The 24,627-nt window shown below is 70.5% G+C and carries 21 protein-coding genes and 1 riboswitch; of the genes, 6 read left to right on the top strand and 15 right to left on the bottom strand.

The genetic code is table 11. The features are described from left to right. Positions 1-24: 24 nt before the first annotated feature. The 3 genes from ribD to aspS all read right to left on the bottom strand — a co-directional run bounded on the left by ribD (position 25) and on the right by aspS (position 3,945). Positions 25-1,083: a bifunctional diaminohydroxyphosphoribosylaminopyrimidine deaminase/5-amino-6-(5-phosphoribosylamino)uracil reductase RibD gene (gene ribD / locus ACX80U_RS06415; protein WP_459267810.1), complete on the bottom strand. Its 1,059-nt coding sequence runs from the start codon at positions 1,081-1,083 to the stop codon at positions 25-27. Beyond that, complete coding sequence (gene pnuC / locus ACX80U_RS06410) at positions 1,080-1,763, bottom strand: nicotinamide riboside transporter PnuC (RefSeq protein ID WP_459267809.1); 684 nt, start codon at positions 1,761-1,763, stop codon at positions 1,080-1,082. Before pnuC ends, ribD begins: the two co-directional genes overlap by 4 nt. 117 nt (positions 1,764-1,880) lie before the next feature. Next, positions 1,881-2,022, bottom strand: a riboswitch (FMN riboswitch). A 150-nt stretch (positions 2,023-2,172) separates the two neighbouring features. Further along, positions 2,173-3,945 carry an aspartate--tRNA ligase gene (gene aspS, locus ACX80U_RS06405; RefSeq protein WP_459267808.1) on the bottom strand — a complete coding sequence of 591 codons (1,773 nt, stop codon included), beginning with the start codon at positions 3,943-3,945 and terminating at the stop codon, positions 2,173-2,175. A 188-nt stretch (positions 3,946-4,133) separates the two neighbouring features. Here aspS and ACX80U_RS06400 point away from each other — a divergent pair, with 188 nt between their 5' ends. Next, positions 4,134-5,390: an APC family permease gene (locus ACX80U_RS06400; protein WP_244186240.1), complete on the top strand. Its 1,257-nt coding sequence runs from the start codon at positions 4,134-4,136 to the stop codon at positions 5,388-5,390. 85 nt (positions 5,391-5,475) lie between these two features. Here ACX80U_RS06400 and hisS read toward each other — a convergent pair whose 3' ends face one another. Further along, positions 5,476-6,804 carry a histidine--tRNA ligase gene (hisS, locus tag ACX80U_RS06395; RefSeq protein ID WP_133081821.1) on the bottom strand — a complete coding sequence of 443 codons (1,329 nt, stop codon included), beginning with the start codon at positions 6,802-6,804 and terminating at the stop codon, positions 5,476-5,478. Between the two features lie 677 nt (positions 6,805-7,481). Between hisS and ACX80U_RS06390 the strand changes: the two genes are divergently transcribed. Further along, positions 7,482-9,080: a DUF349 domain-containing protein gene (locus ACX80U_RS06390; RefSeq protein ID WP_459267884.1), complete on the top strand. Its 1,599-nt coding sequence runs from the start codon at positions 7,482-7,484 to the stop codon at positions 9,078-9,080. 108 nt (positions 9,081-9,188) lie between these two features. Beyond that, positions 9,189-9,839, top strand: a complete 651-nt coding sequence (locus tag ACX80U_RS06385; RefSeq protein ID WP_459267807.1) for a hypothetical protein — start codon at positions 9,189-9,191, stop codon at positions 9,837-9,839. A 9-nt stretch (positions 9,840-9,848) separates the two neighbouring features. On the opposite strand, the gene ACX80U_RS06380 is transcribed toward ACX80U_RS06385, so the two are convergent. The 9 genes from ACX80U_RS06380 to pdxT form a co-directional block, all read right to left on the bottom strand. After that, complete coding sequence (locus ACX80U_RS06380) at positions 9,849-12,299, bottom strand: RelA/SpoT family protein (protein ID WP_459267806.1); 2,451 nt, start codon at positions 12,297-12,299, stop codon at positions 9,849-9,851. Positions 12,300-12,463: 164 nt separating this feature from the next. Beyond that, positions 12,464-13,462, bottom strand: coding sequence for a protein translocase subunit SecF (secF, locus tag ACX80U_RS06375; RefSeq protein ID WP_459267805.1), 999 nt, complete (start codon positions 13,460-13,462; stop codon positions 12,464-12,466). Beyond that, complete coding sequence (gene secD, locus ACX80U_RS06370) at positions 13,459-15,213, bottom strand: protein translocase subunit SecD (protein ID WP_133081817.1); 1,755 nt, start codon at positions 15,211-15,213, stop codon at positions 13,459-13,461. The genes secF and secD overlap by 4 nt, the downstream gene beginning before the upstream one ends. Before the next feature lie 84 nt (positions 15,214-15,297). Continuing rightward, positions 15,298-15,864, bottom strand: a complete 567-nt coding sequence (yajC, locus tag ACX80U_RS06365; RefSeq protein WP_459267804.1) for a preprotein translocase subunit YajC — start codon at positions 15,862-15,864, stop codon at positions 15,298-15,300. Positions 15,865-15,966: 102 nt separating this feature from the next. Further along, on the bottom strand, positions 15,967-17,082 hold the full coding sequence (gene ruvB, locus ACX80U_RS06360) for a Holliday junction branch migration DNA helicase RuvB (RefSeq protein WP_459267803.1): 1,116 nt from the start codon (positions 17,080-17,082) through the stop codon (positions 15,967-15,969). Beyond that, a complete protein-coding gene (gene ruvA, locus ACX80U_RS06355; RefSeq protein ID WP_459267802.1) occupies positions 17,079-17,708 on the bottom strand; it encodes a Holliday junction branch migration protein RuvA in 630 nt (209 codons plus the stop codon). Before ruvA ends, ruvB begins: the two co-directional genes overlap by 4 nt. Before the next feature lie 215 nt (positions 17,709-17,923). Next, a complete protein-coding gene (ruvC, locus tag ACX80U_RS06350) occupies positions 17,924-18,493 on the bottom strand; it encodes a crossover junction endodeoxyribonuclease RuvC (protein WP_459267801.1) in 570 nt (189 codons plus the stop codon). Between the two features lie 36 nt (positions 18,494-18,529). Beyond that, a complete protein-coding gene (locus tag ACX80U_RS06345) occupies positions 18,530-19,288 on the bottom strand; it encodes a YebC/PmpR family DNA-binding transcriptional regulator (protein WP_459267800.1) in 759 nt (252 codons plus the stop codon). A 2-nt stretch (positions 19,289-19,290) separates the two neighbouring features. Then, entirely contained in the window at positions 19,291-20,127 is an 837-nt protein-coding gene (gene pdxT / locus ACX80U_RS06340; RefSeq protein WP_459267799.1) for a pyridoxal 5'-phosphate synthase glutaminase subunit PdxT, read from the bottom strand. A gap of 111 nt (positions 20,128-20,238) precedes the next feature. Here pdxT and ACX80U_RS06335 point away from each other — a divergent pair, with 111 nt between their 5' ends. From ACX80U_RS06335 to ACX80U_RS06325, 3 genes are all read left to right on the top strand, one after another. Continuing rightward, positions 20,239-21,510, top strand: a complete 1,272-nt coding sequence (locus ACX80U_RS06335; protein ID WP_459267798.1) for a DUF1727 domain-containing protein — start codon at positions 20,239-20,241, stop codon at positions 21,508-21,510. Further along, positions 21,510-22,280 carry a type 1 glutamine amidotransferase gene (locus ACX80U_RS06330; protein WP_459267797.1) on the top strand — a complete coding sequence of 257 codons (771 nt, stop codon included), beginning with the start codon at positions 21,510-21,512 and terminating at the stop codon, positions 22,278-22,280. Before ACX80U_RS06335 ends, ACX80U_RS06330 begins: the two co-directional genes overlap by 1 nt. A gap of 144 nt (positions 22,281-22,424) precedes the next feature. Then, positions 22,425-22,781, top strand: coding sequence for a VOC family protein (locus ACX80U_RS06325; protein WP_459267796.1), 357 nt, complete (start codon positions 22,425-22,427; stop codon positions 22,779-22,781). A 75-nt stretch (positions 22,782-22,856) separates the two neighbouring features. On the opposite strand, the gene ACX80U_RS06320 is transcribed toward ACX80U_RS06325, so the two are convergent. Both ACX80U_RS06320 and ACX80U_RS06315 read right to left on the bottom strand, forming a co-directional pair. Beyond that, positions 22,857-23,267 (bottom strand): VOC family protein, encoded by a 411-nt coding sequence (locus ACX80U_RS06320; RefSeq protein ID WP_459267795.1) that lies wholly within the window; start codon positions 23,265-23,267, stop codon positions 22,857-22,859. A 274-nt stretch (positions 23,268-23,541) separates the two neighbouring features. Beyond that, positions 23,542-24,561, bottom strand: coding sequence for a DUF808 domain-containing protein (locus ACX80U_RS06315; RefSeq protein WP_208739255.1), 1,020 nt, complete (start codon positions 24,559-24,561; stop codon positions 23,542-23,544). Positions 24,562-24,627: the final 66 nt, after the last annotated feature.

Here is a 24,627-nt window from a genome sequence, read left to right as displayed (position 1 = left end):
ATGGGGCTGGCCGTCCCGGAGAGGTCAGGGGCCGGTGGACGGTGGCCGCAGATGCATCCGGACGTCCGGGCCCAGCTGCTGGATGCCCGGCCCCCCGGCATCGTCGAGGGCCCACCGGGCGGCGGCTTCGAGGGTGCCCACGCCCAGGTCGGGGAACGCCGGTGCGCCGTCACCGAGGACCAGCGGGGCGACGTAGCTGAACAGCTCGTCCACCACACCCTCCCGGAGGAAGGCGGAGGCGACGCGGGGTCCGCCCTCGACCAGGAGGTGGCGGACTCCCCTGCCGAACAGCTCGTCGAGCACCTCCCGCACGTCCCGCGTCGGCAGGTGGAGGAAGCCCGGCCCCCTGATCGCGGCGTCTTCGGGTACGGCGGTGCGGCCCATCACGACGCGCAGGCCCTTCCCCGGGGTCGGGGTCGCTGCGGGGGCGCCGCGGGGCGTGAGGCGGGGGTCGTCGGCGAGGAGGGTACCCGTGCCCACCAGGACGGCGTCGGCGAGGGCACGGATCCGGTGGCCGTCCGCGCGCGCCTGCGGACCGGTGATCCACTGGCTCGTGCCGTCCACGGCCGCGACCCGGCCGTCGAGCGACTGCGCGGATTTGAGCGTGACGAACGGCCGGGCTCCGGCGAGGGCTGCGGCCCAGCGTGCGTTGAGCCGGCGGGAGCGGTCGGCGTCGAGACCGCCGACGCAGTCGACGCCCGCTCCGCGGAGCCGCTGCGCTCCCCCCGCAGCCGGCCCGTTGACGTCGGCGGCGGCGTACACGACGCGTGCGACACCCGCGTCGATGAGGGCCTCGCTGCAGGGGCCCGTCCGGCCGGTGTGGTTGCACGGTTCGAGGGTGACCACCACGGTGGCGCCGCGCGGGTCGCCGCCCCGACGACGGACGTCGGCGAGGGCGGCCGGTTCGGCGTGCGGCGTGCCCGCGCCCCTGTGGTGGCCCTCGCCGAGGAGTGCGCCGTCGGCCGAGAGCACGACGGCGCCGACGAGGGGGTTCGCGCCCCGCACGCCCTGCGCTGCGAGGTCCAGGGCGCGGCCCATCGCCTCCGACTCTGCCGTGGTCACGGCCGGCGTCGTCGTGCTCATCGCAGGGTCGGATCCGGCAGGAGTGTCTCGATGGCCGGCTTGGCAGTGCGCTGGGCGCGCGCCCAGACGAAGAAGCCGACCAGGGTGAAGGCACCGTAGAAGATGTACATGAAGGCGCTCGCGTAGTAGCCGGCGCTGAAGAGGAGGGGCACGCCGACGATGTCGACGGCGACCCAGACGAGCCAGAACTCGACCCAGCCCTTCGCCATGCCGTAGGTGGCGAGCAGGGAGCCGACGAAGGTCCAGGCATCGGCCCAGACCGGCTCGTAGGAGCCGAGCACGCGGAAGAGCGGCGTCAGCGCGAACGTGCCGACCACCAGGAAGGTGACCATGCCAAGGCGCGCCCGGGTGCCGGCCCACTGAGGCGTGACGGCCTGCCCGCCGCTGTGCCTGCTGGCCTGCCACTGACGCCAGCCGTAGATCGAGACGGCGATGAACATGACCTGGCGTCCCGCCTGTCCGAGGAGGTTCGCTGCACTGGCGGCACCGAAGAGGGAGCCGAGGAACACCGTCAGGAGGAGGAGGTTGCCGACGATGCCGACGGGCCATGCCCAGACCCTGCGGCGCATCCCGCCGAGGGCGCTGAGGAGGCCGAACACATTGCCGACCACTTCACGCGCCAGGAGGGAACCGTCGCCTACCGGGATGCGGGCTTCGAAGAGCCACTGCAGAAAGTCCATGCCGATCCTTCGCCGATACGACGGCTCCGGGCAATGGCAGCAGGAGGGCACCCTCCCGCGGGCGATGCCGCCGAAGGCGCTGCGGCCCGTGGTGCGGGCAGCGGCGAGCCCCTGCTGTTCGTGCTTCTCCCATCCAGACTTTGACTGTCGGTCCCGGAATTCCACCGGCTCAACCGCCGCCGTCCCGCGGGTGCGGAACGAGGAACGGGTCGCGGACTATCACCGCCGGTTCGGACTCACACCGACCCCGGAGCACGTACTGCTCCCAGTATTTCACAGGCGGGCCGCAGGTCCGGGCCCGTTGTCACAATTCTTCCGACAGCGATCGGACGGCAGGACGCGGTGCGGACACGACAGGGCACCCCGTGCGGAGTGCCCTGTCCCGGTGCTGCCAGACCCCGCCGTCGGATCAGCCCTCGGCGGCGGCCTTCGGCTTGGCGTCGACGCCGGCCTCCCTGCGCTGCTGCGGCGTGATCGGCGCGGGCGCAGCCGTCAGCGGGTCGTACCCGCCGCCGGACTTCGGGAACGCGATGACGTCGCGGATCGAATCCGTGCCTGCCAGCAGGGAGACCACGCGGTCCCAGCCGAGCGCGATGCCGCCGTGGGGAGGCGCACCGTACTTGAAGCCCTCGAGCAGGAAGCCGAACTTCTCCTGGGCTTCCTCGGCGCCGAGGCCCATGACGGCGAACACGCGCTCCTGCACGTCGCGCTGGTGGATACGGATGGATCCGCCGCCGAGCTCGTTGCCGTTGCAGACGATGTCGTAGGCGTACGCCAGGGCATTCTCGGGGTCGGTGTCGAAGCTGTCGAGGAACTCCGGCTTCGGGGACGTGAACGCGTGGTGGACGGCCGTCCACGCTCCTCCGCCGACGGCGACGTCGCCTGCGGCGACCGCAGCCGAGGCGGGCTCGAACATGGGTGCGTCGACCACCCACACGAAGGCCCAGTCGCCCTCCTTGATGAGCCCCGTGCGTCGCCCGATCTCGACGCGCGCAGCGCCGAGGATGGCGCGCGAGGACGTCCTGTCCCCCGCGGCGAAGAAGATGCAGTCGCCGGGGGCCGCACCGACGGCGGCCGCGAGGCCGTCCCGCTCGGTGTCCGTCAGGTTCTTGGCGACCGGGCCCCGGAGGCTGCCGTCGTCGTCGATCAGGACGTAGGCGAGGCCCTTGGCGCCGCGCTGCTTCGCCCACTCCTGCCAGGCGTCGAGCTGGCGGCGGGGCTGGGATCCCCCGCCGGGCATGACCACGGCGCCGACGTAGGGCGCCTTGAAGACGCCGAACCCGGTGTCCTTGAAGAACTCGGTCAGCTCGGTCAGTTCGAGGCCGAAACGGAGGTCCGGCTTGTCCGAGCCGTACTTCGCCATCGCGTCCGCGTAGGTCATGCGGCGGATCGGGAGCGGGATCTCGACGTCGATGAGCTTCCACAGGGCGGACACCAGCTGCTCGCCGAGGGCGATGATGTCGTCCTGCTCGACGAAGCTCGCCTCGATGTCGAGCTGCGTGAACTCGGGCTGGCGGTCGGCGCGGAAGTCCTCGTCCCGGTAGCAGCGCGCGAGCTGGTAGTACTTCTCGAACCCGCCGACCTGCAGCAGCTGCTTGAACAGCTGGGGCGACTGGGGCAGGGCGTACCAGGAGCCGGGTGCGAGCCGGGCGGGCACCAGGAAGTCGCGGGCACCCTCGGGCGTGGAGCGTGTCAGCGTCGGCGTCTCGATCTCCACGAAGCCGTCGCCGTGCAGCAGTTCGCGTGCCACGCGGCTGGCCTCGGAGCGCAGGCGCAGGTTGGCCTGGGGGCCGGGACGGCGGAGGTCGAGGTAGCGGTGGCGCAGGCGCGCCTCCTCGCCGACCTCGACGTGCTCGTCGATCTGGAACGGCAGCGGGTCGGAGGTGTTGAGGATGGTCACGGTGTCCGCGATGACCTCGATCGCCCCCGTGGGCAGTGCGGGGTTCTCGTTGCCCTCGGGGCGCTGCTGGACACTGCCGGCGATCTGGAGGACGTACTCGTTGCGCAGGCTGGAGAACACATCCTCCTCGCGCACCACCACCTGGGCGACGCCTGAAGCGTCACGGAGGTCGAGGAACGCCACCCCGCCGTGGTCGCGGCGGCGGGCCACCCAGCCCGCCAGGGTGACCGTCTGTCCTACGTGCTCGGGCCGAAGGGAGCCCAGTTCATGCGTGCGGAGCACAGCATTCCTTCCCACAGATCTGTTTCGATGAGTCGCAGGCCAGCTGCACCTGCCTAGAGTTGGTTCAAGCCCGACCAACTTTACCGGTCCGGTCCGGCGGGTCGGACCGTCGCCCCCGACGGCGGCGTCCGGCCCTCGTACCGCCGGTGCTCCGACGCCGCGTACCGCGTCCGACCCCGAGGAGAACCGTGTCCCAGCCCCCGGAACTGCGCCGAGCCATGGGCGGCTTCGACGCCACCACCGTCGGGATCGGCGCGATGATCGGCGCCGGCGCCTTCGTGGTCTTCGCCCCGGCAGCAGCCGCCGCCGGCTCGCTCCTGCCCCTCGCCGTGGTCCTCGCGGGTCTCGTCGCCTACTGCAACGCGTCGGCGACGGCCGCCCTGGCTGTCCGGTACCCCTCGAGCGGTGGGGTCTATCTGTACGGACGGGAGCGCCTGGGACCCTGGCCCGGCTTCCTCGCCGGCTGGGGCTTCGTCACGGGCAAGCTCGCCTCCTGCGCCGCCATGGCGCTGACCTTCGGCCTCTATGCCGCGCCGGGCGCGGAGAAGGCCGCCGCGGTGGCCGCCGTCGTCGCACTGACGACGGTGAACCTCTTCGGGATCACGCGGACGGCCCTCGCCACACGCGTCATCGTCTCGCTCGTGCTGCCGGTGCTCGCCTTCGTGATCGTCGTCGGATTCACGTCCCCGGCGGCGACGGTGGACGCCGTGCCGGCAGGGGCAGGGGGCGTGCTCCAGGCCTCGGCGCTGCTCTTCTTCGCCTTCGCGGGGTACGCCCGGATCGCGACGATGGGCGAGGAGGTCCGGGAACCGCGCAGGAACATCCCTGCAGCGATCCTCGGCGCGCTCGGGGTGACGCTGGTGCTGTACCTGCTGCTGGCGCTCTCCCTCCTGCACGCTCTCGGGCCCGAGGGCCTGGCCGGCACGACCACGCCGCTCCGGGACGTCATGGACGTCGGGGTCCCCGGCGAAGGATCGATGGGGCGGGGCGGTGCCGTCGTGACCCTCGCGGCGGCACTCGCCAGCCTCGGCGCACTGCTCGCCCTCATCGCGGGGGTCGGCCGCACGAGCCTCGCCATGGCCCGCGGCGGCGACCTGCCGAGGGTCCTCGCCCGCATCTCGGTCCGGCACTCCGTACCCTGGGTGGCCGACCTCGCGACGGCCGTCGTCGTCGGAGCCCTCCTGCTCGCCACGGATGTGCTGACCGTGGTCGGGTTCTCCAGTTTCGGCGTCCTGCTGTACTACGCGATCGCGAACATCTCGGCGCTCACGCTCCGCGAACGCCCGTGGTACTCCCCGCGCTGGCTCAACGGTGTGGGTGCGGTCGGCTGCCTCGTCCTCGCGTTCACGCTGCCGGCGGCGTCGGTGCTGACCATGGTCGCGGTGCTCGCCGCGGGGGTGGCCGTCCGCGCCGTCGTCCTGGCCGCGCGGCGGCGGGCTGCCTGAACGGCATCTGAGGAGCGCCGCCCGACGGCACGATGGGGACCTGGGACCTGGGACCGCGGCGGCACCGGCGAAGTGCCGGGCGGGCTCAGGCGGTGGCGACCACCGGGCGCAGGTCCGCGGCCGGCGGGGACCACGACGCGGGGTCGGCGGACACCTGCTCGCCGGACCGGATGTCCTTCACCTCGTGCGCGCCGTCGGGCGAGGTGAACCACACGAAGGGGATGCCGCGGCGGTCGGCGAACTTGATCTGCTTCCCGAACTTCTCGGCGCTCGCGGCGACCTCGGCGGAGATCCCCCGGCTCCTCAGTGCAGCGGCGACGTCCTGTGCCTCGGACCACGAGTCGTCGTCCGCGAGCGTCACCAGCACAGCCGTGGGGACGGGACGGGAGACCGTGGCGAAACCCTGGCTGAGGATCCGCGACACGATGCGGGTCACGCCGATGGACAGCCCGACGCCGGGGAACGTGCGGTTGCCCTTGCGTGCCAGGGCGTCATAGCGCCCGCCGGAGCAGATCGAGCCGAGGCCCTCGTGTCCGTTCAGGACCGTCTCGTAGACGGTGCCCGTGTAGTAGTCGAGACCGCGGGCGATGCTGAGGTCCGCGACGACCCGGCCCGGCGCACGCCGCGACGCCTCGCCGACGACCTGCCGGAGTTCCTCGAGGCCCTCCTCGAGCAGCTCGCCGGAGATGCCGAGGCTGCGGACGCGATCCACGAAGGAGGTGTCGGCGGTGCGGATGCCGGCGAGTTCGAGTGCAAGCCTCACCTGCTCGTCGTCGGCGCCGACCTCCTCGCGCAGCAGGGCACCCACCTTCTCCGCGCCGATCTTCTCGAGCTTGTCGATGCTCCGCAGGACGGCGGCCGTGTCCTCGAGTCCGATACCGCGATAGAACCCCTCGGTGAGCTTGCGGTTGTTGACGCGCAGCGTGAAGTCGGGGATCGGAAGCGCACCGAGGGCCTCGACGACGGCGAGGGCGAGTTCGACGTCGTACCGGAACGGCAGCACGCCGTCACCCACGACGTCGATGTCCGCCTGGGTGAACTCGCGGGCGCGGCCCTCCTGCGGCCGCTCCCCGCGCCAGCACTTCTGGATCTGGAACCGCCGGAAGGGGAAGGCGAGGTGGCCGGCGTTCTCGACGACGTAGCGGGCGAACGGAACCGTCAGGTCGTAGTGCAGCGCGAGTCCGCTCTCGGAGGCGGACGCCTCGTCGGCCTGGAGGCGGGACACGGCGTACACCTCCTTGTCGATCTCACCCTTGCGCAGCAGGTGCTCCACTGTCTCGACGGCACGCGTCTCGATGCTCGAGAAGCCGTGGAGCTCGAAGGTCCGCTGGAGCACCTCGAGGACGTGGAGCTCGATCAGGCGCTCCTCCGGCAGCCATTCGGGAAAGCCTGACAGTGATGCCTTGCGGGCCATGGGGTGGGTCTCCTCCGGGGCGGGGTGTGCCGGCCGGCGCCCGGGCAGGGCGGCCGGCCGGTTCTGCGGCCTCAATCCTAGGTGCCGCGGGTGGTTCGCGGGAAAAGCACCGAGCGGGGACGCCGCCCGCCGTCCAGCGGGAGGCTCCTCTACCCGCTCCGGGACGCGGGTGGAGGACCAGTGGGTAAAGTAACCTCAGGGCAGGTTCCGTGATGTTCCTGGATCCTGCAGAAAATGGCCCCGGCGTTGCTCACGGCCATCCGACGAGCGAAAGACTTCTAGCGGTGACAGACAGTCAGCAATCCGACGAAACGACCATCAGCGGAGCTCCCCAGCAGGACGGCGGGACGGACGACGGTATTCATGCCCCGTCCGCCGGCGATGGTTCGGACACCTCCACGGACGGGTCCCCCGCCGCCGTGACCGGAGCCGCGCCGCAGGACGGACCCGACGCAGGGCCCTCCGCCGACGAGGTGGATGCCCCCGCTGTCGATCCGTCCGGCATGGCGGATGCCCTCGCAGCCGATCCAGCGGACGCGGCCGACGCCGCCGTGGCGGATCCCGTAGCCGACGCCGCCGTGGCGGATCCCGTAGCCGACGCCGACGCCGCCGTGGCGGATTCAGCAGGCAAGGCCGACGCCGCCGTGGCGGACCCAGCAGGCAAGGCCGATGCCGCCGTGTCAGATGCCGCCGTGTCGGATCCCGTAGCCGACGCCGACGCCGCCGTGGCGGATGCCGCCGGCACCGCGGAAGCGGAGGCCTCTGCGCCTCCGGCGGAAGGATCCGCGGACCCCGTGGAGTCCTCCGACGACGACATGCGCTCACCGGAGGACGCGGACGTGCCGGCAGAGGGGACGACCGGGACGACCGAGCAGACTGTGCCCCTGGCGCCCGAGCCTGCCCCGCTGAGCACGCCGTCGCCCCGCCTGACCGCTCCCCGCCCGCCGCTGCCGACGGCGATGGCCCCGCGTCCGGCGAAGAAGGCCGCACAGCCCGTGGCAGCACCCCCGGCCCACAGCACCTCCCTCGAGGAGGCGGGCAGATTCGCGCGCGTGGAGGAGGACGGCCACGTCTTCCTCCTCGTGGAGGGGGACGAGCACGCCGTCGGCCAGTACCCGGACGCCACGCGTGAAGAGGCGCTGGCCTACTTCGTCAGGAAGTACGACGACGTCGTCAGCCAGGTCGCCCTGCTCGAGCAGCGCGTGCATGCAAAGGCGCCGTCCTCGGACATGGCGAAGACGGCCAAGCACCTGCGTGCGCAGGTCGGCGAACGGAAGATGGTCGGAGACGTCCTGGCCCTCGAGGCGCGGATCGATGCGCTGCTCGGCGCCATCAGCGGGCTCGAGAAGGCCGAACGCGCGGTGCAGGACGAGCTGAAGGCGAAGGAGCTCGCGGCCCGCGAGGCGATCGTCGCCGAAGCCGAGGAACTCGCCGGCAGGGACCCCTCCACCGTGCAGTGGAAGGCGAGCAGCACCCGCATGAACGAGTTGTTCGAGCTGTGGAAGGCGGCGCAGAAGAACGGGCCGAGGCTGGGCCGCGGCACGGAGGATGCGCTCTGGAAGCGGTTCCGGTCGGCACGCACGGTCTTCGACCGGCACCGGCGCGCCTACTTCTCCCAGCTCGACAGCGACAACGCCGAGGCGAAGCAGGCGAAGGAAGCCCTCATCAAGCGCGCCGAGCAGCTCGCGGACTCGACGGACTGGGGCCACACCGCCGCCGAGTACCGGCGCCTGATGGACGAGTGGAAGGCATCCAAGCGCGCCAGCCGCAAGGACGACGACGCCCTCTGGGCCCGTTTCCGCGCGGCGCAGGACCGCTTCTTCGAGGCCCGGAAGGCAGCCAACGAAGCCGTCGACGAGGAGTACGCGGGCAACCTGACGGCCAAGGAGGCACTGCTGAAGGAAGCCCAGCAGATCCTGCCCATCAGGGACCTCGCTGCAGCCAAGAAGGCACTGCAGTCCGTGCGTGACCGCTGGGACGAGGCAGGCAAGGTCCCCCGCGCCGACATGGGGCGCATCGACGGTGCCCTGCGGCAGGTCGAGGACGCCGTGAAGGCTGCCGACGACGAGCACTGGACGAAGACGAACCCCGAGACGAAGGCACGCACCAACAGTGCGCTCGCCCAGCTCGAGGCGACGATCGCGCAGCTCAGGGACGACCTCGCCGATGCCGAGCGCGCGGGGAACGCCAAGAAGATCGCCTCCGCGCGGGAAGCGCTGGCGGCACGCGAGCAGTGGCTCGAGATGCTGCAGAAGTCGGCGCAGGACTTCTCCTGAGCCCATCCCTCCCGTCCGTCCGCGGACAGGTCCGAGCCCCCCGGCACCGTTGTCCACATCGGTGCCGGGGGGCTTTTCCGTGCGCAGCGCAGTGGCGATGCTGGAGCGATGCCTCCCCTGGACAGCGCCGGCGCCGCAGCTCCACCCGAACGCACCCTCGGCACATCGAATCCGGTGACGTCCACCGGCGGAGCGCTCTTCCATGCGGGTGAGATCTTCACCTCGGCAGAGCTGCAGGCCATGCGGCTCGACGGGCTCGTGCAGCTGGTCATCGGCGACTCCTATCTCCGCAGCGATTTCCGGGAGGATGCGGCCGCGCGGTCGCAGGCAGCGGCACGGAGCGTCCCCTCCTCCCTCCGCCCGCGCGTCGCGCTCGGCCGCACCTGCGCCGCCTGGGTCTACGGCTGTGCTCCCCGGCCGTCGCTGATCAGCCTCGTGACGGATCACCGCCGCCGCACCACGGCCCTACCGCCGTTCACACCCGCAGTCCTGCATCAGGTGGCGCTCGGGCCCTTCGACGTCAACCTGGTGGGAGGGGTCTCGGTGACGACACCGCTCCGGACGGCGCTGGACATCGCCGTGCACGGGGAGGACACCGGCGCCGTCGAGATCCTGCGTGCGATCGGGACGGCACGGGAGCTCGCGTGTCCGCTGCGGCTCGTGGAAGCAGCACTGGTCAACACCTCGCGGGTGCCGGGCAAGACGCGGGCCCTCGCGAGGCTGCGCCTCGCCCGTAACCCGGGGCAGTCCCGGGCGTGAGCGGGCCGGTCAGGAGCGGCGCTGGGAACCGGTGGTCCGGTACACGTCGAAGACGCCGTCGATCCGGCGCACGGCGCTCAGGATGTGGTTCAGGTACTTCGGATCGCCCATCTCGAAGGCGAAGCGCGACATCGCCACGCGGTCCGACGACGTGTTGACGTTCGCGGCCAGGATGTTCACGTGGTTCTCGGCGAGCACGCTCGTCACGTCCGAGAGCAGGCTCTTGCGGTCCAGCGCCTCCACCTGGATCTCCACGAGGAACACACTGGACTGGGTGGGAGCCCAGTCCACGGGGACGATACGGTCCGGCTGGTCACGCAGTTCCTGCACGTTGCGGCAGTCGCTGCGGTGGACCGAGACGCCGGACCCCCGTGTGACGAACCCGATGATCGGGTCCGGCGGGACCGGGGTGCAGCAGCGAGCCAGCTTCACCCACACGTCCCCGACCCCACGCACGGTCACACCCGAGTCGGAGAACTTCGGGCGGCGGGGCTGCGTGGCGACCGCCGTCTCCGCGATGTTCTCCTCCGCCCCCTCGTGTCCGCCCATGAGCGCCACGAGGTGCTCGATCACGTTCTGGGCCGACGTGTGGCCGTCACCGACCGCGGCGTACAGGGCCGAGATGTCTTGGTGGCGCAGATCCTGCGCGACCGTCAGCAGCGCGCTGTGCGTCATCATCCGCTGCAGCGGCAGGTTCTGCTTGCGCATCGCGCGCGTCAGCAGTTCCTTGCCCTTGTCGATCGCCTCTTCGCGGCGCTCCTTGGTGAACCACTGGCGGATCTTGTTCCGGGCACGTGGGCTCTTGACGAAGCCCTGCCAGTCCTGGCTCGGCCCCGCCCCCTCGGCCTTCGAGGTGAAGATCTCCACCCAGTCGCCGTGGTTCAGCTCGCTGTTCAGCGGCACGAGCTTGCCGTTGACCCTCGCGCCGATGGTCCTGTGGCCCACCTCGGTGTGCACGGCGTAGGCGAAGTCGACCGGCGTCGAGCCGGCGGGCAATGCCATGACCTCACCCTTCGGGGTGAAGACGAAGACCTCGCGCGCGTTGATCTCGAACCGCAGCGAGTCGAGGAACTCGTCCGGGTCCGACGTCTCCTGCTGCCAGTCGACGAGGCTGCGGAGCCAGCCCATGTCGCCGTTGTCCGAGGCCTCCAGCTGCCGGCCGCCGCTCTTGTACTTCCAGTGCGCCGCGACGCCGTACTCGGCGCGCCGGTGCATGTCGTGCGTCCGGATCTGGATCTCGACGGGCTTCCCGCCGGGGCCGATCACGGTGGTGTGCAGGGACTGGTACATGTTGAACTTCGGCATCGCGATGTAGTCCTTGAACCGCCCCGGCAGGGGGTTCCAGCGCGAATGCAGCGATCCGAGGGTCGCATAGCAGTCGCGGACACTGTCCACCAGGACACGCACGCCCATCAGGTCGTGGATGTCGTCGAAGTCCTTGCCCCGCACGATCATCTTCTGGTAGATCGAGTAGTAGTGCTTCGGCCTGCCGGTGATCGTCGCCTTGATCTTGACTGCCCGGAGGTCTTCCTCGATCTGGTTCCGGACGAGGCCGAGGTGCTTCTCGCGCTCCGGGGTCCGGTCCCCCACCATCCGCACGATCTCCTCGTACACCTTGGGGTGGAGCGCCGCGAAGGAGAGGTCCTCGAGTTCCCACTTGATGGTGTTCATGCCGAGGCGGTGGGCGAGCGGCGCGAAGATCTCGAGCGTCTCCCGCGCCTTCTTCGCCGACGAGGCGGGCGAGACGAAGCGCCACGTCCGCGCGTTGTGCAGCCGGTCCGCCAGCTTGATGACGAGGACACGGATGTCCTTGGCCATCGCGACGACCATCTTGCGCACGGTCTCGGCCTGCGCGGCGTCCCCGAAGGACACCTTGTCGAGCTTCGTGACGCCGTCGACGAGCATCGCGACCTCCGGCCCGAAGTCGCGCTTGAGTTCGTCGAGCGTGTAGGAGGTGTCCTCGACGGTGTCGTGCAGCAGGGCGGCCGCCAGGGTGGTGCCGGTCATGCCGAGCTCGGCGAGGATCGTGGCGACGGCCACGGGGTGCGTGATGTACGGGTCGCCGCTCTTGCGGGTCTGGCCGTCGTGGCTGCGTTCCGCGACGAGGTAGGCACGCTGGATGAGGTCGAGGTCCTCCCTGGGATTGTTCGCACGGACGGTGCGCAGGAGGGGCTCGAGGACGGGTGAGTAGCCGGAGGAGCCGCGGCCGGTGAGGCGGGCGATGCGCGCCCGTGTGCGGCCCCGCCGCCCGGGCGCCACCTGGTCGGCACTCGTGGCCGACGGTGCGGAGGCTGCCGAGGCCGGCTGCACCAGCCCGCGTGGGGCCGGCGCCGCGGGCTGCACGAGTCCGCGGGAAGGGGCAGGTCGTGGGTCATCGGTGGCGATCGGAGCAGGAACTCCTGGCGCCGTAACGCCCTGGTCCTCGCCGGACCGTACCGCAGGGTTCACCGCTTCAGCCATATGCAGTCCCTCAATCTCGATCTCGGATCCGGCAAGGACTCAAGATGCCACACGTTCGCGACAACTCCAAGTCTAGCTGGGCTTTGAATGGCATCGGCCGCAGGGATGCCCGGACGGGCTCCCTGCGGCCGATGGTCGTGCTGCGGTCGGCAGCGGTGCGTGGATCAGGCCGACGCCGTTTCGAGCGACCGCCGGTTCAGGACCTTCTTCTCCTGCTTCTTCAGCTCGGGCTCGTTGAGCCGCAGGGCCGCGTACAGCGGCGCCGCGATGAAGATGGTGCCGAGGGTGCCGAGGATGATGCCGATGAACAGTGCCAGCGACAGGTCCTGCAGGGTGCCGGCGCCCAGCAGGAAGGCGCCGATGAACAGGATCGACGCGACCGGCAGGATCGCGACCACCGAGGTGTTGATCGAGCGGACGAGCGTCTGGTTCACCGCGAGGTTGACCTGCTCGGCGAAGGTGCGCTTCGTGGAGATCGTGACGTCGGCCGTGTTCTCGCGGATCTTGTCGAACACCACCACCGTGTCGTACAGGGCGTAGCTGAGGATCGTGAGGAAGCCGATGATCGCCGAGGGTGTCACCTCGAAGTCGCTGAGCGAGTACAGTCCCGCGGTCACGACCATGACCACCACGAGGGCTGCCATCGCAGCGAGGGCCATTTTCCACGTGCGGAAGTAGATGGCCATGAGTACCGCGGCCAGGAAGACGAACACACCGAAGCCGATCAGGGCCTGGCGGCTGACGTCCTCACCCCAGGTCGGGCCGACGAAGCTCGAGGTCACCTGGTCCTCGCCCACCCCGTACCCGCTGATGAGGTTGTCGCGGACGCTGAGGGTCTCGTCGTCCGAGAGGCGCTCGGTCTGGACACGCATGGTGTCGGCCGCGATGTTGGTGACCCGCGGGACGGCGTCGGGCACGACGTCCGTCACGGCGGCCTCCCCGATCGCGGTGTCGGTGTTCTCGGTGGCGGACACCGTGAACTCGGATCCGCCGCGGAAGTCGATGCCGAGGTTGAAGCCGCCCTTGACCACCGGGATGATGATCGAGATCAGCACGGCGAGACCGGCGATGAGGAACCAGAGGTTCCGCTTGGCGACGAAGGGATAGGAGCGCTTCCCCGAGTACAGCTCGTTGCCGAACGTGGCAAAGCTTGTGCGGCTCATTCGTTGTTCTCTTTCTGGGACGAACCGGTGCGCCCGGCAAGGGCCTTCTGCTGCTCCGCGCGGCGGCGCTCGGCGATGGTCATGCGGCGGTCGGCTTCGGCCGCGGCGCCCTTGTTCCTGGTCCGGGCCACGGCGACGGACTGCTCCCCCTTCTCGGTCCTCTCGCCCGGCTCGCGCAGCCTGCCTGCTCCGCGGTAGAGCGGGATGCCTCCGAGCCTGCTCGGGTCCAGCCCCGACCAGGGGTGTCCCTCGCCGAAGAACTTGGTCCTGGCCAGCAGGCGGAGCACCGGATGGGTGAAGAGGAAGACGACCACGAGGTCGGCGATGGCCGTCAGGCCGAGCGTGAAGGCGAAGCCACGGACGTTGCCGACGGCCACGAAGTACAGCACGAGTGCGGCCAGCAGGTTCACGGCCTTCGACGCGAGCACGGTGCGCTTGGCACGGCGCCAGCCGTTCTCGACGGCGGAGATGAGCCCGCGCCCGTCACGGAGCTCGTCCCGGATGCGCTCGAAGTAGACGATGAACGAGTCGGCGGTCTGACCGATGGCGACGATCAGCCCGGCGACACCGGCCAGGGACAGCCGGTAGTTCTCCGTCCAGCCGAGGATGCAGATGGCCAGGTAGGTGAGGACGCCGGCGACCACCAGCGATGCGATGGTGACGAGGCCCAGCAACCGGTACTGGAACATCGAGTACACGGCGACGAGGAGGAGTCCGATCAGGCCGGCGACGAGACCGAGCCGGAGCTGGTCGGCACCGAGGGTCGCGGAGATCTGCTGCTCGCTCTGGATCTCGAAGCTGATCGGCAGTGCGCCGTACTTCAGCTGCTCGGACAGTGCGGCGGCGGATTCCTCCGTGAAGTTGCCACTGATCTGGGGGTTGCCGTCGGGGATCACGGCGTTGGTGGTCGGCGCCGAGACGATCCGGCCGTCGAGCACGATGGCGAACTGGTTGCGGGGGTCTCCCGAGCCGATGGCGTAGAGGCGCTCGGTGACCTCCCGGAAGGTCTGCGTGCCCTCGTCGTTGAAGTCGATGTTCACGGCCCAGGTGTTCAGTGCCTGGCCCTGCGCTCCGCGCTGCAGCCCGTAGCTCGCGGTCGAGATGTCCGTCCCGGGGACCTCGACGGGTCCCAGGATGTACTTGCCCTGCGTGTCGGGCTCGCAGGCGACCATCGGCTGGTCGGCCGGCGCGGGCTCCTCGGCGGGCTCGAGCGCGGCGGGATCGAGGCAGTCCAGTGCCTCGAACTGCTTGTAGAGCTCCGGGGTGATCCAGTTCGGATCGCTCGCGTCCTGCGGCTCGGCCGCCGGCTGCGGCAGCTGGTCGTCGGGTGTCGGGGTCTCCGCGGGCGGCGCCTGGCCCGGTCCTCCGGCGAGGACCGGTCGGAACTCCATCTGGGCCGAGGCCTGGATGAGGTCGCGCGTCTCGGGATCCGGGGTGCCGGGCAGCGACACGATGACGTTCTGCCCGGACTGGGTGTTGATCTCGGCCTCGGCGACGCCGGAGCCGTCCACGCGCTGGCGGATGATCTCGACGGCCTGGTCGAGCTGTTCGGGAGTGATCTCCGTGCCGCCCTGGACCCGTGGGGCGAGGATCATCTGTGTTCCGCCCTCGAGGTCGAGGGCCAGCCGGGGACTCCAGCTCGCGGTGCTCCAGTAGGAACCCGCTCCCAGCAGGATCGCGAGCAGTGCTGTCAATGCGCCCAGCCAGACTAGTGTCCGCTTGGCTGCCGTCCCGGGACCGGTACGAGGCATGGTGGGTGTCCTTATTCAGTGGCGCGGCTCTCGCGCCGGGTTGATCCAGAGAGGGCGCGGCTGAGTACCGCGCCCCAGAAGATGCTAGTTGTCGGGGTTCACTTTGGGGTCGCGCGCATCCCGCGCGTCGCGGTTCTCCCGGGTGGACTGCTCGCGGTCCAGCCGCTCCAGCGTCTCCTCCGGGGTCTCGACACCCGATACCGCGCCGGGAGTTCCCGCGGCGGTCGAACCGGCCGTCGGCGTCCGATCGAGCGACGACGCGTCGTCGGGCACCGCGGCGCCGTCGTAGGCGTCGAGATCGCCGCGGTCCGCCGTGGCGTCCGCGTCATGGGCGACGGTCGGTTCCTGCGTGACGACCTTGGAGAGGGCCTGGGTGTGCACCGTGGCGGTGTTCCCGGGCGACAGTTCGAGGACGGCCTTGTTGTTCTCCTGGTCGATCGAGACGATCGTCCCGTAGAGGCCGAACTGGGTCATGACCTCGGTGCCGGGCTCCATCTGCGTCCGCATCTCCTTCACCTGCTGCTGCGTCTTCCGCTGCCTGCGGAACATGGTGAAGATCAGGAATGCCAGCGCCAGCGGCAGCAGGAGGGAGAAGATGTCGAAGGGAGGGGCATCTCCGGAGGTGGTCTGGGCGACTACATGTGCGAGCACTGGGAATTTCCGTTCCTGGGACTGGAGGTGTGGGCGGCAGGACTGTGCCCCGGCACACATTCGAAGACACCAGTGTAAAGGGGAAAGCTGGGCGTCTCCTCGTCAGGAGTCCGGCCGGCTCCAGCCGTCAAGGCCCGATTCCGCTCCGAGGAGGGTGTCCGGCGCCACGGAGAACAGGTCCTCCGGCATGGCCGCGGCCACGTTCGCGGGCATCTCCAGGCCCAGATGCTTCCACGCTGCCGCCGTCGCGATCCTGCCCCGCGGAGTGCGCCCCAGCATGCCCTCACGGACCAGGTACGGCTCGGCGACGGTCTCCACCGTCTCCGGTTCCTCCCCCACCGCGATGGCGAGGGTCGACAGCCCCACGGGACCGCCGTTGAACTTGGTGATCAGCGCTGTCAGGACGGACCGGTCCAGCCGGTCCAGGCCCCTGGCGTCCACCTCGTACATGTCGAGGGCTGCACTGGCTGACCGCGCGTCGATGAGGTCGATGCCATGAACGAGCGCCCAGTCCCGCACGCGTCGGAGCAACCGGTTCGCGATACGGGGCGTCCCCCGTGAACGCCCGGCGATCTCGGCGAAGGCGGCGGAGTTCACCTTCATGTCCATGAGCATCGCCGAGCGGCGGAGCACCAGCTCGAGCTCCCCGGTCGAGTAGAACTCGAGGTGGCCGGTGAATCCGAACCGGTCGCGGAGGGGTCCGGGCAGCAGCCCGGCGCGGGTGGTCGCGCCGACGAGCGTGAACGGCGGCAGCTCCAGCGGGATCGCGGTGGCCCCGGGGCCCTTGCCCACGATGATGTCCACGCGGAAGTCCTCCATGGCCATGTAGAGCATCTCCTCGGCGGGCCGCGACATGCGGTGGATCTCGTCGAGGAACAGGACCTCCCCGTCCGTCAGGGACGAGAGGATCGCGGCGAGGTCACCGGCGTGCTGGATCGCGGGCCCGGAGGTGATGCGCAGCGGTGCGTTCATCTCCGCGGCGATGATCATGGCGAGCGTCGTCTTCCCGAGTCCGGGAGGGCCGGAGAGCAGGACGTGGTCGGCGCTGCGCCCGCGCAGGCGCGAGGCCTCCAGGACGAGCGAGAGTTGCCGCCGTACCCGCTTCTGACCGACGAAGTCGTCGAGGTTCTTCGGCCGCAGGGCCGCCTCCACCGCCCTGTCCTCGGGGTCGGCCGCCGGCGCGACGAGCGGGGCGTCCTCGGGGTGGCTGTCCGTCATGACCCGACCTTCGTCCGGGCCGAGCTGCGCGCGCCGTCCTGGCCGAGGCGACGCAGGGTGAGTTTCAGGATCTGGCCCACGTCACCCGTCTCGGCGACCTCCGGTGCCTCCGCGACGGCCGCGTCGATGGCGGCCCCGGCGTCCTTCTCGGACCAGCCGAGCCCCATCATGGCCGTGAGCACCTGGCCCTGCCACGTCTGCTGGGAGACGCCCGGCTTCGACTCCAGGGGTACGAGCTTCCCGGCGAGTTCGAGCACGATGCGCCGCGCACCCTTGGGGCCGATGCCGGGCACCTTGCTGAACGCCTTGTCGTCGCCCGAGGACGCAGCCACCCGGATCGCGTCCGGTGCGTGGACGGCGAGGACGGCGAGGGCGAGGCGGGGGCCCACGCCGCTGACCGCCAGGAGGGTCTCGAAGACCTCGCGCTGATCGGCGTCCTCGAAACCGAAGAGCGTCATGGAATCCTCGCGCACGATCATCGCGGTGGCGACCGTCGCCTCGGCCCCGACGCGCAGCCCGGCAAGGGTCTGCGGCGTGGCCTGGACCTGCATGCCGAAGCCGTTGACGTCGATAACGGCGGAGTGCAGGCCCACGTGGGTCACTGTCCCGCGCAGGGAACTGATCATGAGGGTCTCCAGGGGCACGAGTGGGAAGGGGCAGGCCGGGCTGTCACCCGGCGTCGAACATACGTTCTAATCGTCAACCGTACCGGCCTCTCCGCGCAGGGGCGACCCCGCCACACCGGGAAGGGCGTATCCGCTCCGGTGCGGAGCGGCTGCAGGGCCGGTCGACGGCGATCGAGGCACCGTGCCGGGGTTCGGGCAGCGTAGGCCCGGACCGGCTAGCGACGTCGGGCGCGGGCTTCCGCCTCGGCCCAGATCCGCTGGGCGGGCGTGACGGACCCGCCGGACGCCGCAGCACCCTGCAGGCCCACTCCCCTCCGCCAGGCGTGCGTGATCGCGAGCGCGAGCGCGTCGGCGGCGTCGGCCGGCTTCGGCGCGGTCTCCAGGCGCAGGATCTTGGTCACCATCTTCGTGACGGCGACCTTGTCCGCCTGCCCGTTCCCCGTGACGGCGGCCTTGACCTCGGTGGGCGTGTGGAGGGCCACCGGGATGCCCCGGCGCGCGGCGGCCACGATGACGACCCCGGACGCCTGCGCGGTACCCATGACGGTACTGATGTTGGTTCCGCTGAACACGCGCTCGACGGCGAGGGCCTGCGGTTCGTGCAGGTCCAGCCACGAGTCGACGGCCTCCGAGATGACCAGGAGCCGCTCGTCGAGGCTCCTGCCCGCCTCCGTACCGACGACGCCGACGGCGACGAGCGTCGAGCGCCGGTTCGGCTCGATGTCGACGACGGCGAGGCCGCAGCGCGTCAGCCCCGGGTCCACGCCCATGACGCGGTACGTCACGGTGTCACCGGTCCTGCGATGCCGAGCGGTGCGATGTCAGTCGTCGTTCTCGAGCTCACCCAGGACGTCGTCCGAGAGGTTGGCGTTCGAGTAGACGTTCTGGACGTCGTCGAGCTCCTCCAGGGCGTCCACGAGCTTGAGGAACTTGCGGCCGCCGTCGGCGTCGAGGTCCACCTGCATCGACGGCACGAACTCGACCTCGTCGGTCTCGTACTCGATGCCGCTCTCATCGAGCGCCGCCACCACGGCCCGGAGGTCCTGCGGGTCGGAGACGATCTCGAAGGTGTCGGTGGACTCCTTGACCTCGTCCGCTCCCGCGTCGAGGACCGACAGCAGCAGCTCGTCCTCGGTGAGTCCGTTCTTCGGCAGCGTGACGACGCCCTTGCGCGCGAACAGGTACGCCACGGAACCGGGATCCGCGATGGTCCCGCCGTTGCGGCTGATCCCGAGGCGCACCTCGGAGGCCGCGCGGTTCTTGTTGTCCGTGAGGCACTCGATGAGCAGGGCCGAGCCCTGGGGCCCACGGGCCTCGTACATGATGGTCTGGTAGTCGACGGCCTCGCCGAGCAGGCCGGCGCCGCGCTTCACGGCACGGTTGATGTTGTCGATCGGCACGGAGGTCTTCTTCGCCTTCGACACGGCCAGCTCGAGGCCGGGGTTACCCGCGACGTCGGCCCCGCCGGCCCGCGCGGCGACCTCGATGTTCTTGATCAGCTTGGCGAAGGACTTCGCGCGCTTGGCGTCGATCGCCGCCTTCTTGTGCTTGGTGGTTGCCCACTTGGAGTGCCCCGACATGCTTATGCTTCTCCTCTGATCATCCGAATAAACAGTTCGTGGACCCGCCGCTCCCCCGTGACCTCCGGATGGAAGCTCGTGGCCAGCAGGTTCCCTGAACGCACTGCGACAATTCTAGCGACCGGCTCCAACTCGGACGCCCCGCCGGCACCATCGTCCCCCGCCGCCCCGCCCGGGCTGGTGGACGTGCCGGCGGCCGGGCCCGGCTGTGGAGCCTGCCCGGCGGGCACCTGCGCGAGCACCTCGACGCCGTCGCCCACCTTCTCCACCCACGGCGCGCGGATGAAGACGGCCCGCACGGGGTCGCCTCCCGCAGCACTGCCGGTCGTTGCGAGGCCCGCGAAGGCGAGGTCGGTCTCGAAGGACTCCCGCTGGCGGCCGAAGGCGTTGCGCCGCACCACCATGTCGAGCCCGCCGAGCGTCTGCTGCGGATTGCCGAGCCGGTCCACCGATGGATCGGCGATGACGTCGGACAGCAGGATCATGCCGGCGCACGAGCCGTAGACGGGCAGGCCGCCGGCGATGAGGTCCCGCAGCGGGTCCGCCAGGCCGAAGGTGCGGGTGAGCTTGTCCATCGTCGTGGACTCGCCGCCGGGGATGATCAGGCCGTCGATCGCTGCGAGTTCCGAGGGCCGCCGGACGGGCACGGCGCGCCCGCCCAGCGAGGTGACGGTCGCGATGTGCTCGCGCACGTCACCCTGGACCGCGAGCACTCCGACGACGACGTCCGTGCGGACCGTCGTCGTACCGGCGGCAGCGCGGACCGTGGCGTGGTCGGAGGCGGCGGACGGAGCGGCGCCCGACGTGGGCAGGGGGGCCGAGAAGGACGGGGAGGTCATCCCTCAATTCTAGGTCGCCGGCACCGTCCTGCCGCCGCCGGAGGGCCGGCGTGAGCAGCGCCTCCCCGCCGCGTCCCGGGAAGGCGGGCCGGCCTGCGATAATTTGTAGCCATGAATCCCCTTCCAGTCCTCGTGGGCAAGGCCGTGCGCGTCGCTTCGCGCCTGCGCGGCGGCGGCTCCGCGTTCCCCGGCCTCGTGGTCGAGCGCCTCGACCCCGGCTTCATGGGCCGGGCGCTCTCCGGCCTCCCCCACGGCGTCGTCGTCGTGAGCGGGACGAACGGCAAGACCACCACCACCAAGATGGTCGTCGAGCTGCTCGAGGGCCAGGGCCTGAGCGTCTTCACCAACCGGACGGGCAGCAACTTCACCCGCGGCGTCGCCGCCGCGCTGCTCGGCGAAGTCGACTGGCGTGGACGCCTGAAGGCCGACGTCGCCGTGCTCGAGCTCGACGAGGCGCACGCCGTGCACTTCGTGAAGCTCGTCCCACCCCGGCACTCGCTGCTCCTGAACGTCCTCCGCGACCAGCTCGACCGCTTCGGCGAGATCGATGCCACGACACGCCTGCTCGAGCGCATCGCCCTCGCCACCACGGGGACCGTCGTCCTCAACCGTGAGGACCCCCGCGTCGCGGGCCTCGCCTCGTCCGTACCGGCGACCGAGGTCGTCTACTTCGGCCTCGACGCGTCGCTGAGGAGCACCTTTCCCAACGACGACGAACTGCGCGGTGCCGAGTGCACCGCGCCGGCGTCGGCCCTGCCCGCGGACGTGGTGCTGCGCTCGGTGGACGGGAACTCGGCGGAGTTCGAGGTCGCGGGTACGACCACCCGGACCGACCTCCGCCTCCGCGGCGTCTACAACATCTTCAACGCTGCGGCGGCCCTCGCGGCGGCCCGGGCGGTCCTGGGCGGGACGGCCGACACCGCGAGATTGTTCTCGTCGCTGGCCGCCGTCGAACCCGCCTTCGGTCGCGGGGAGAGCCTCGTGGTCGACGGGCAGGCGCTCGAACTGGTGCTCGTCAAGAACCCGAGCGGTTTCCGGCTGGGGCTGAAGTCCTTCGACCCCGCCGGCTGCGCGACCATGATCGCCATCAACGACAACTACGCCGACGGCCGCGACATGTCCTGGCTGTGGGACGTCGACTTCGACTCCCTGGGCCTCGGCGGCGTGGACGTCGTCAGCGGCGTCCGCGCCTACGACATGGCGCTCCGGCTCAAGTACGACGACGTCCGGGTCGGCGCCGTCGAGCCCGACATCACCGACGCGCTCAGGGAGTTCGTCCGGATGTCGGCAGGGCGCCCGAAGCGTATCTTCTGCACCTACACCGCCATGCTCGCGGTCCGCCGCGAACTGTCCAAGATCACGAAGGTCGAGGTGGTCTCCTGATGAGTGACGCCCCATCCGCGAGCTCGCTGACGGAGGCCCCTGCCGATCCGTCGAAGGGCTCCCTGCGCATCCTGCAGCTGTACCCGCGGGAGATGAACATCTACGGCGACTACGGGAACGTCCTCGTCCTCAAGCAGCGCCTCGCGTGGCGAGGCTACGGGGCCGAGATCCTCGAGCACAACGCCGGGGACGCCTTCCCGGAGGACGTCGACATCATCGTCGGCGGCGGCGGCCAGGACAGCGGGCAGGTCGTGATCCAGGACGATCTGCAGGCCATCGCCCCCCGCCTGCGGGAGCTGGCCGAGGACGGCACCCCGATGCTCCTCATCTGCGGCCTCTACCAGCTCTTCGGCAACGTCTTCCGCACGCACGACGGCACCGTCATCCCCGGCATCGGCGTCCTCGACCTGGAGACACGCGGCGGGACCGAACGGTTGATCGGCAACGTCGTCGCGCGGAGCGACGAGTTCGGGGAGATCCACGGCTACGAGAACCACAGCGGGCAGACCTTCCTCGGGAGCGGACTGAGGCCCCTGGCGACAGTGGTCAAGGGGGCGGGCAACAATGCGGAGGAGAACCACGAGGGCGCCCGCCATCGGAACATCGTGGCGAGCTACCTCCACGGTTCCCTGCTGCCGAAGAATCCCGCGATCGCCGACTTCCTGCTGCGCACCGCCGCGGAACGCCGGTTCGGCTCGTTCCAGGACGACGGCGTCGACGACTCCCTGGCCGAGCTCGCCCGGCAGCACGCCGGCGCGAGACCGCGGTAGCCGGGACAGCATCCCGGCGGGCCCGTCAAGGCCCCGGGCCGACCGGGAAGCCCGGCGGGTGGTGCCGGTAACGTTCGGTGCGACGGGCCCGGTCAGGGCCCGCGAGCCGTCGGACCGCCGCACGCGGTCCGCGAAAGGAGCGCCATGGCACAGGGAATTGCAGCAGTCTGGGTACCCGTCGAGGACATGGACAGGGCCGTCGCCTTCTACCGCGACACCCTCGGTCTCAGCGTGACGATGCAGGACACCGACTGGACGGAGATAGACGCCGGTGGCCTGACCATCGGTCTCAACGCCCGGGAGAACACCCACGGCGGATCGGGCGGTGGCGCCGTCATCAGCTTCTCGCCCGAGGGTTCCATCGAGGACGAGGTGCAGCGCATCGCCGCGCGCGGTGGCGCGTCGATCGAAGGGGAGATCAGCGAGTACCCCTGGGGCCGGATCCTGCCGTTCAAGGACAGCGAGGGCAACGACCTCCAGCTGTACAGCCCGCCGGCCTGACCGGCGGCCTGACCGGCGAGGTCCCGGAGGTGCGGGGAAGGGTCCGGTGCGTCGCCCGGGCGGAGGGCCGAGGACCTACGAGGGGAGCCAGTCCCCTCGGTTCCGGATCTCCTGCACGGCCCAGCCGTTGCCGTCCGGGTCCGAGAAGTAGATGAAGGCGGACGCGTCACCCTCACCCATCCGGGTGACGGGATCGACGGCGACGCCGCGCTCCACCAGTTCCGCGCGGGCCAGTTCGACGTCACGCACCACGAGCTGCAGGCCGGAGACGGGTCGGCCGGCGTCGGACCCCATGCCCTCGGTCAGGACCACCGAACACGAGGATCCCCGGGGCGTGAGCTGGACGATCCTGACGCCCGGCGCAGGCTTCACGTCGTGATCCAGGACGAAGCCGACCCGGTCGCGGTAGAACGCGAGCGAGCGGTCGAGGTCGGCGCTCGGGAGCACGACGACTTCCAGTTTCCATTCCAGTGCTGTTTCCGGCATAGGCGAACACTACAGGCACTCCTGCCCGGCGACCCGGCGTCCGGGAGCGGTTCCCGGGACGCTCTGCCGTCCCGGCCGTCCTCGCCGTCCCGGTCCCCATCGCTCTCGGCTGGTGCCGGTCACCTGCCGTCCCAGGACCGGTCGGGGCACGAACGACACCCCCGCCCGACGGCGCGACCAGCCGCCTGCCGGCCGACCCGCAGGAACCCGCCGGAACGCGCCGGAACTCGCCGGAATTCGCGGGAATTCGCGGGAATTCGCCGACGACCGGTTATCAGGTGTGCGGTCGTTCGCGTCCCGCCGACTTGTGGCCGGCGATGGCGGCGCGGAGGTCGCCCTCTTCGTGGCCGCCCTTCTTCCTGCTCGAGGGCAGCAGTCCCAGCAGGGGGTGCACGACGACGAGGACCAGGGCACCCCAGGCCAGTCCGAGGACGGCCGAGCAGAGGGTGTTCACCAGCCATGCAAGGAGACCGCCGACCACGGGGACACCGACGAACGGGTGCTCGAGCACGTGGACCAGGTCGTACGGCGCATGCCAGCCGAGGTCGTAGGCACCCTGCAGCATGATGTGGCCGCCCACCCACAGCATCGCGACCGTCCCGACGAGGGTGATCGCCGCCAGCACTCCGGGCATGCCCTTCACGAGCATCCGGCCGAGGCGCTGCGAGCCCTCCGAGTCCTTGGTGGTCAGGTGCAGGCCGATGTCGTCCATCTTGACGATCAGCGCCACCGCGCCGTACACGAGCACCGTGATGGCGAGCGCGACGACGATCAGGATGAGCGCCCGGGCCACCAGGGACTCGTCGGACACCTCGTTCATCGAGATGACCATGATCTCGCAGGAGAGGATGAAGTCGGTGGTGATGGCGCCCTTGGTGACCCTGGCCTCCGCCTCCGGCCCCCGCTCCACCGCCGGCGCCTGCTTGGACTCGTGGTGGCCGCGGATCTTGTGCCAGACCTTCTCCGCACCCTCGTAGCAGAGGTAGGTGCCGCCGAGCATGAGGATGAACGGGATGATGCCCGGGATGAACGCACTGACGAGCAGCAGGGCGGGCAGGATGATCAGCAGCTTGTTCCGCAGCGAGCCCCAGAAGATCCGCTTGATCATCGGCAGCTCGCGGGAGGGATCGGCGCCGGAGACGTACTGCGGGGTGACGGCGGCGTCGTCGATCACCACGCCGGCGGCCTTCGCCCCCGCTTTGGCGGCGCCGGCGGCGACGTCGTCCACCGAGGCGGCTGCGATGCGGGCGAGGGCTGCGACGTCGTCCAGCAGGGCGACGAGACCGCCGCTCACAGAGCGCGTCCGCTCTGCTCGCGGGCGGGCTGCTGGGCAGGACTGCTGCGGTCGAGGCACGGATTC

This window comes from Arthrobacter sp. TmT3-37 (assembly GCF_054510835.1).
Note: the sequence above shows the minus strand (reverse complement) of the source record. Positions and strands in the feature narration are given on the sequence as shown.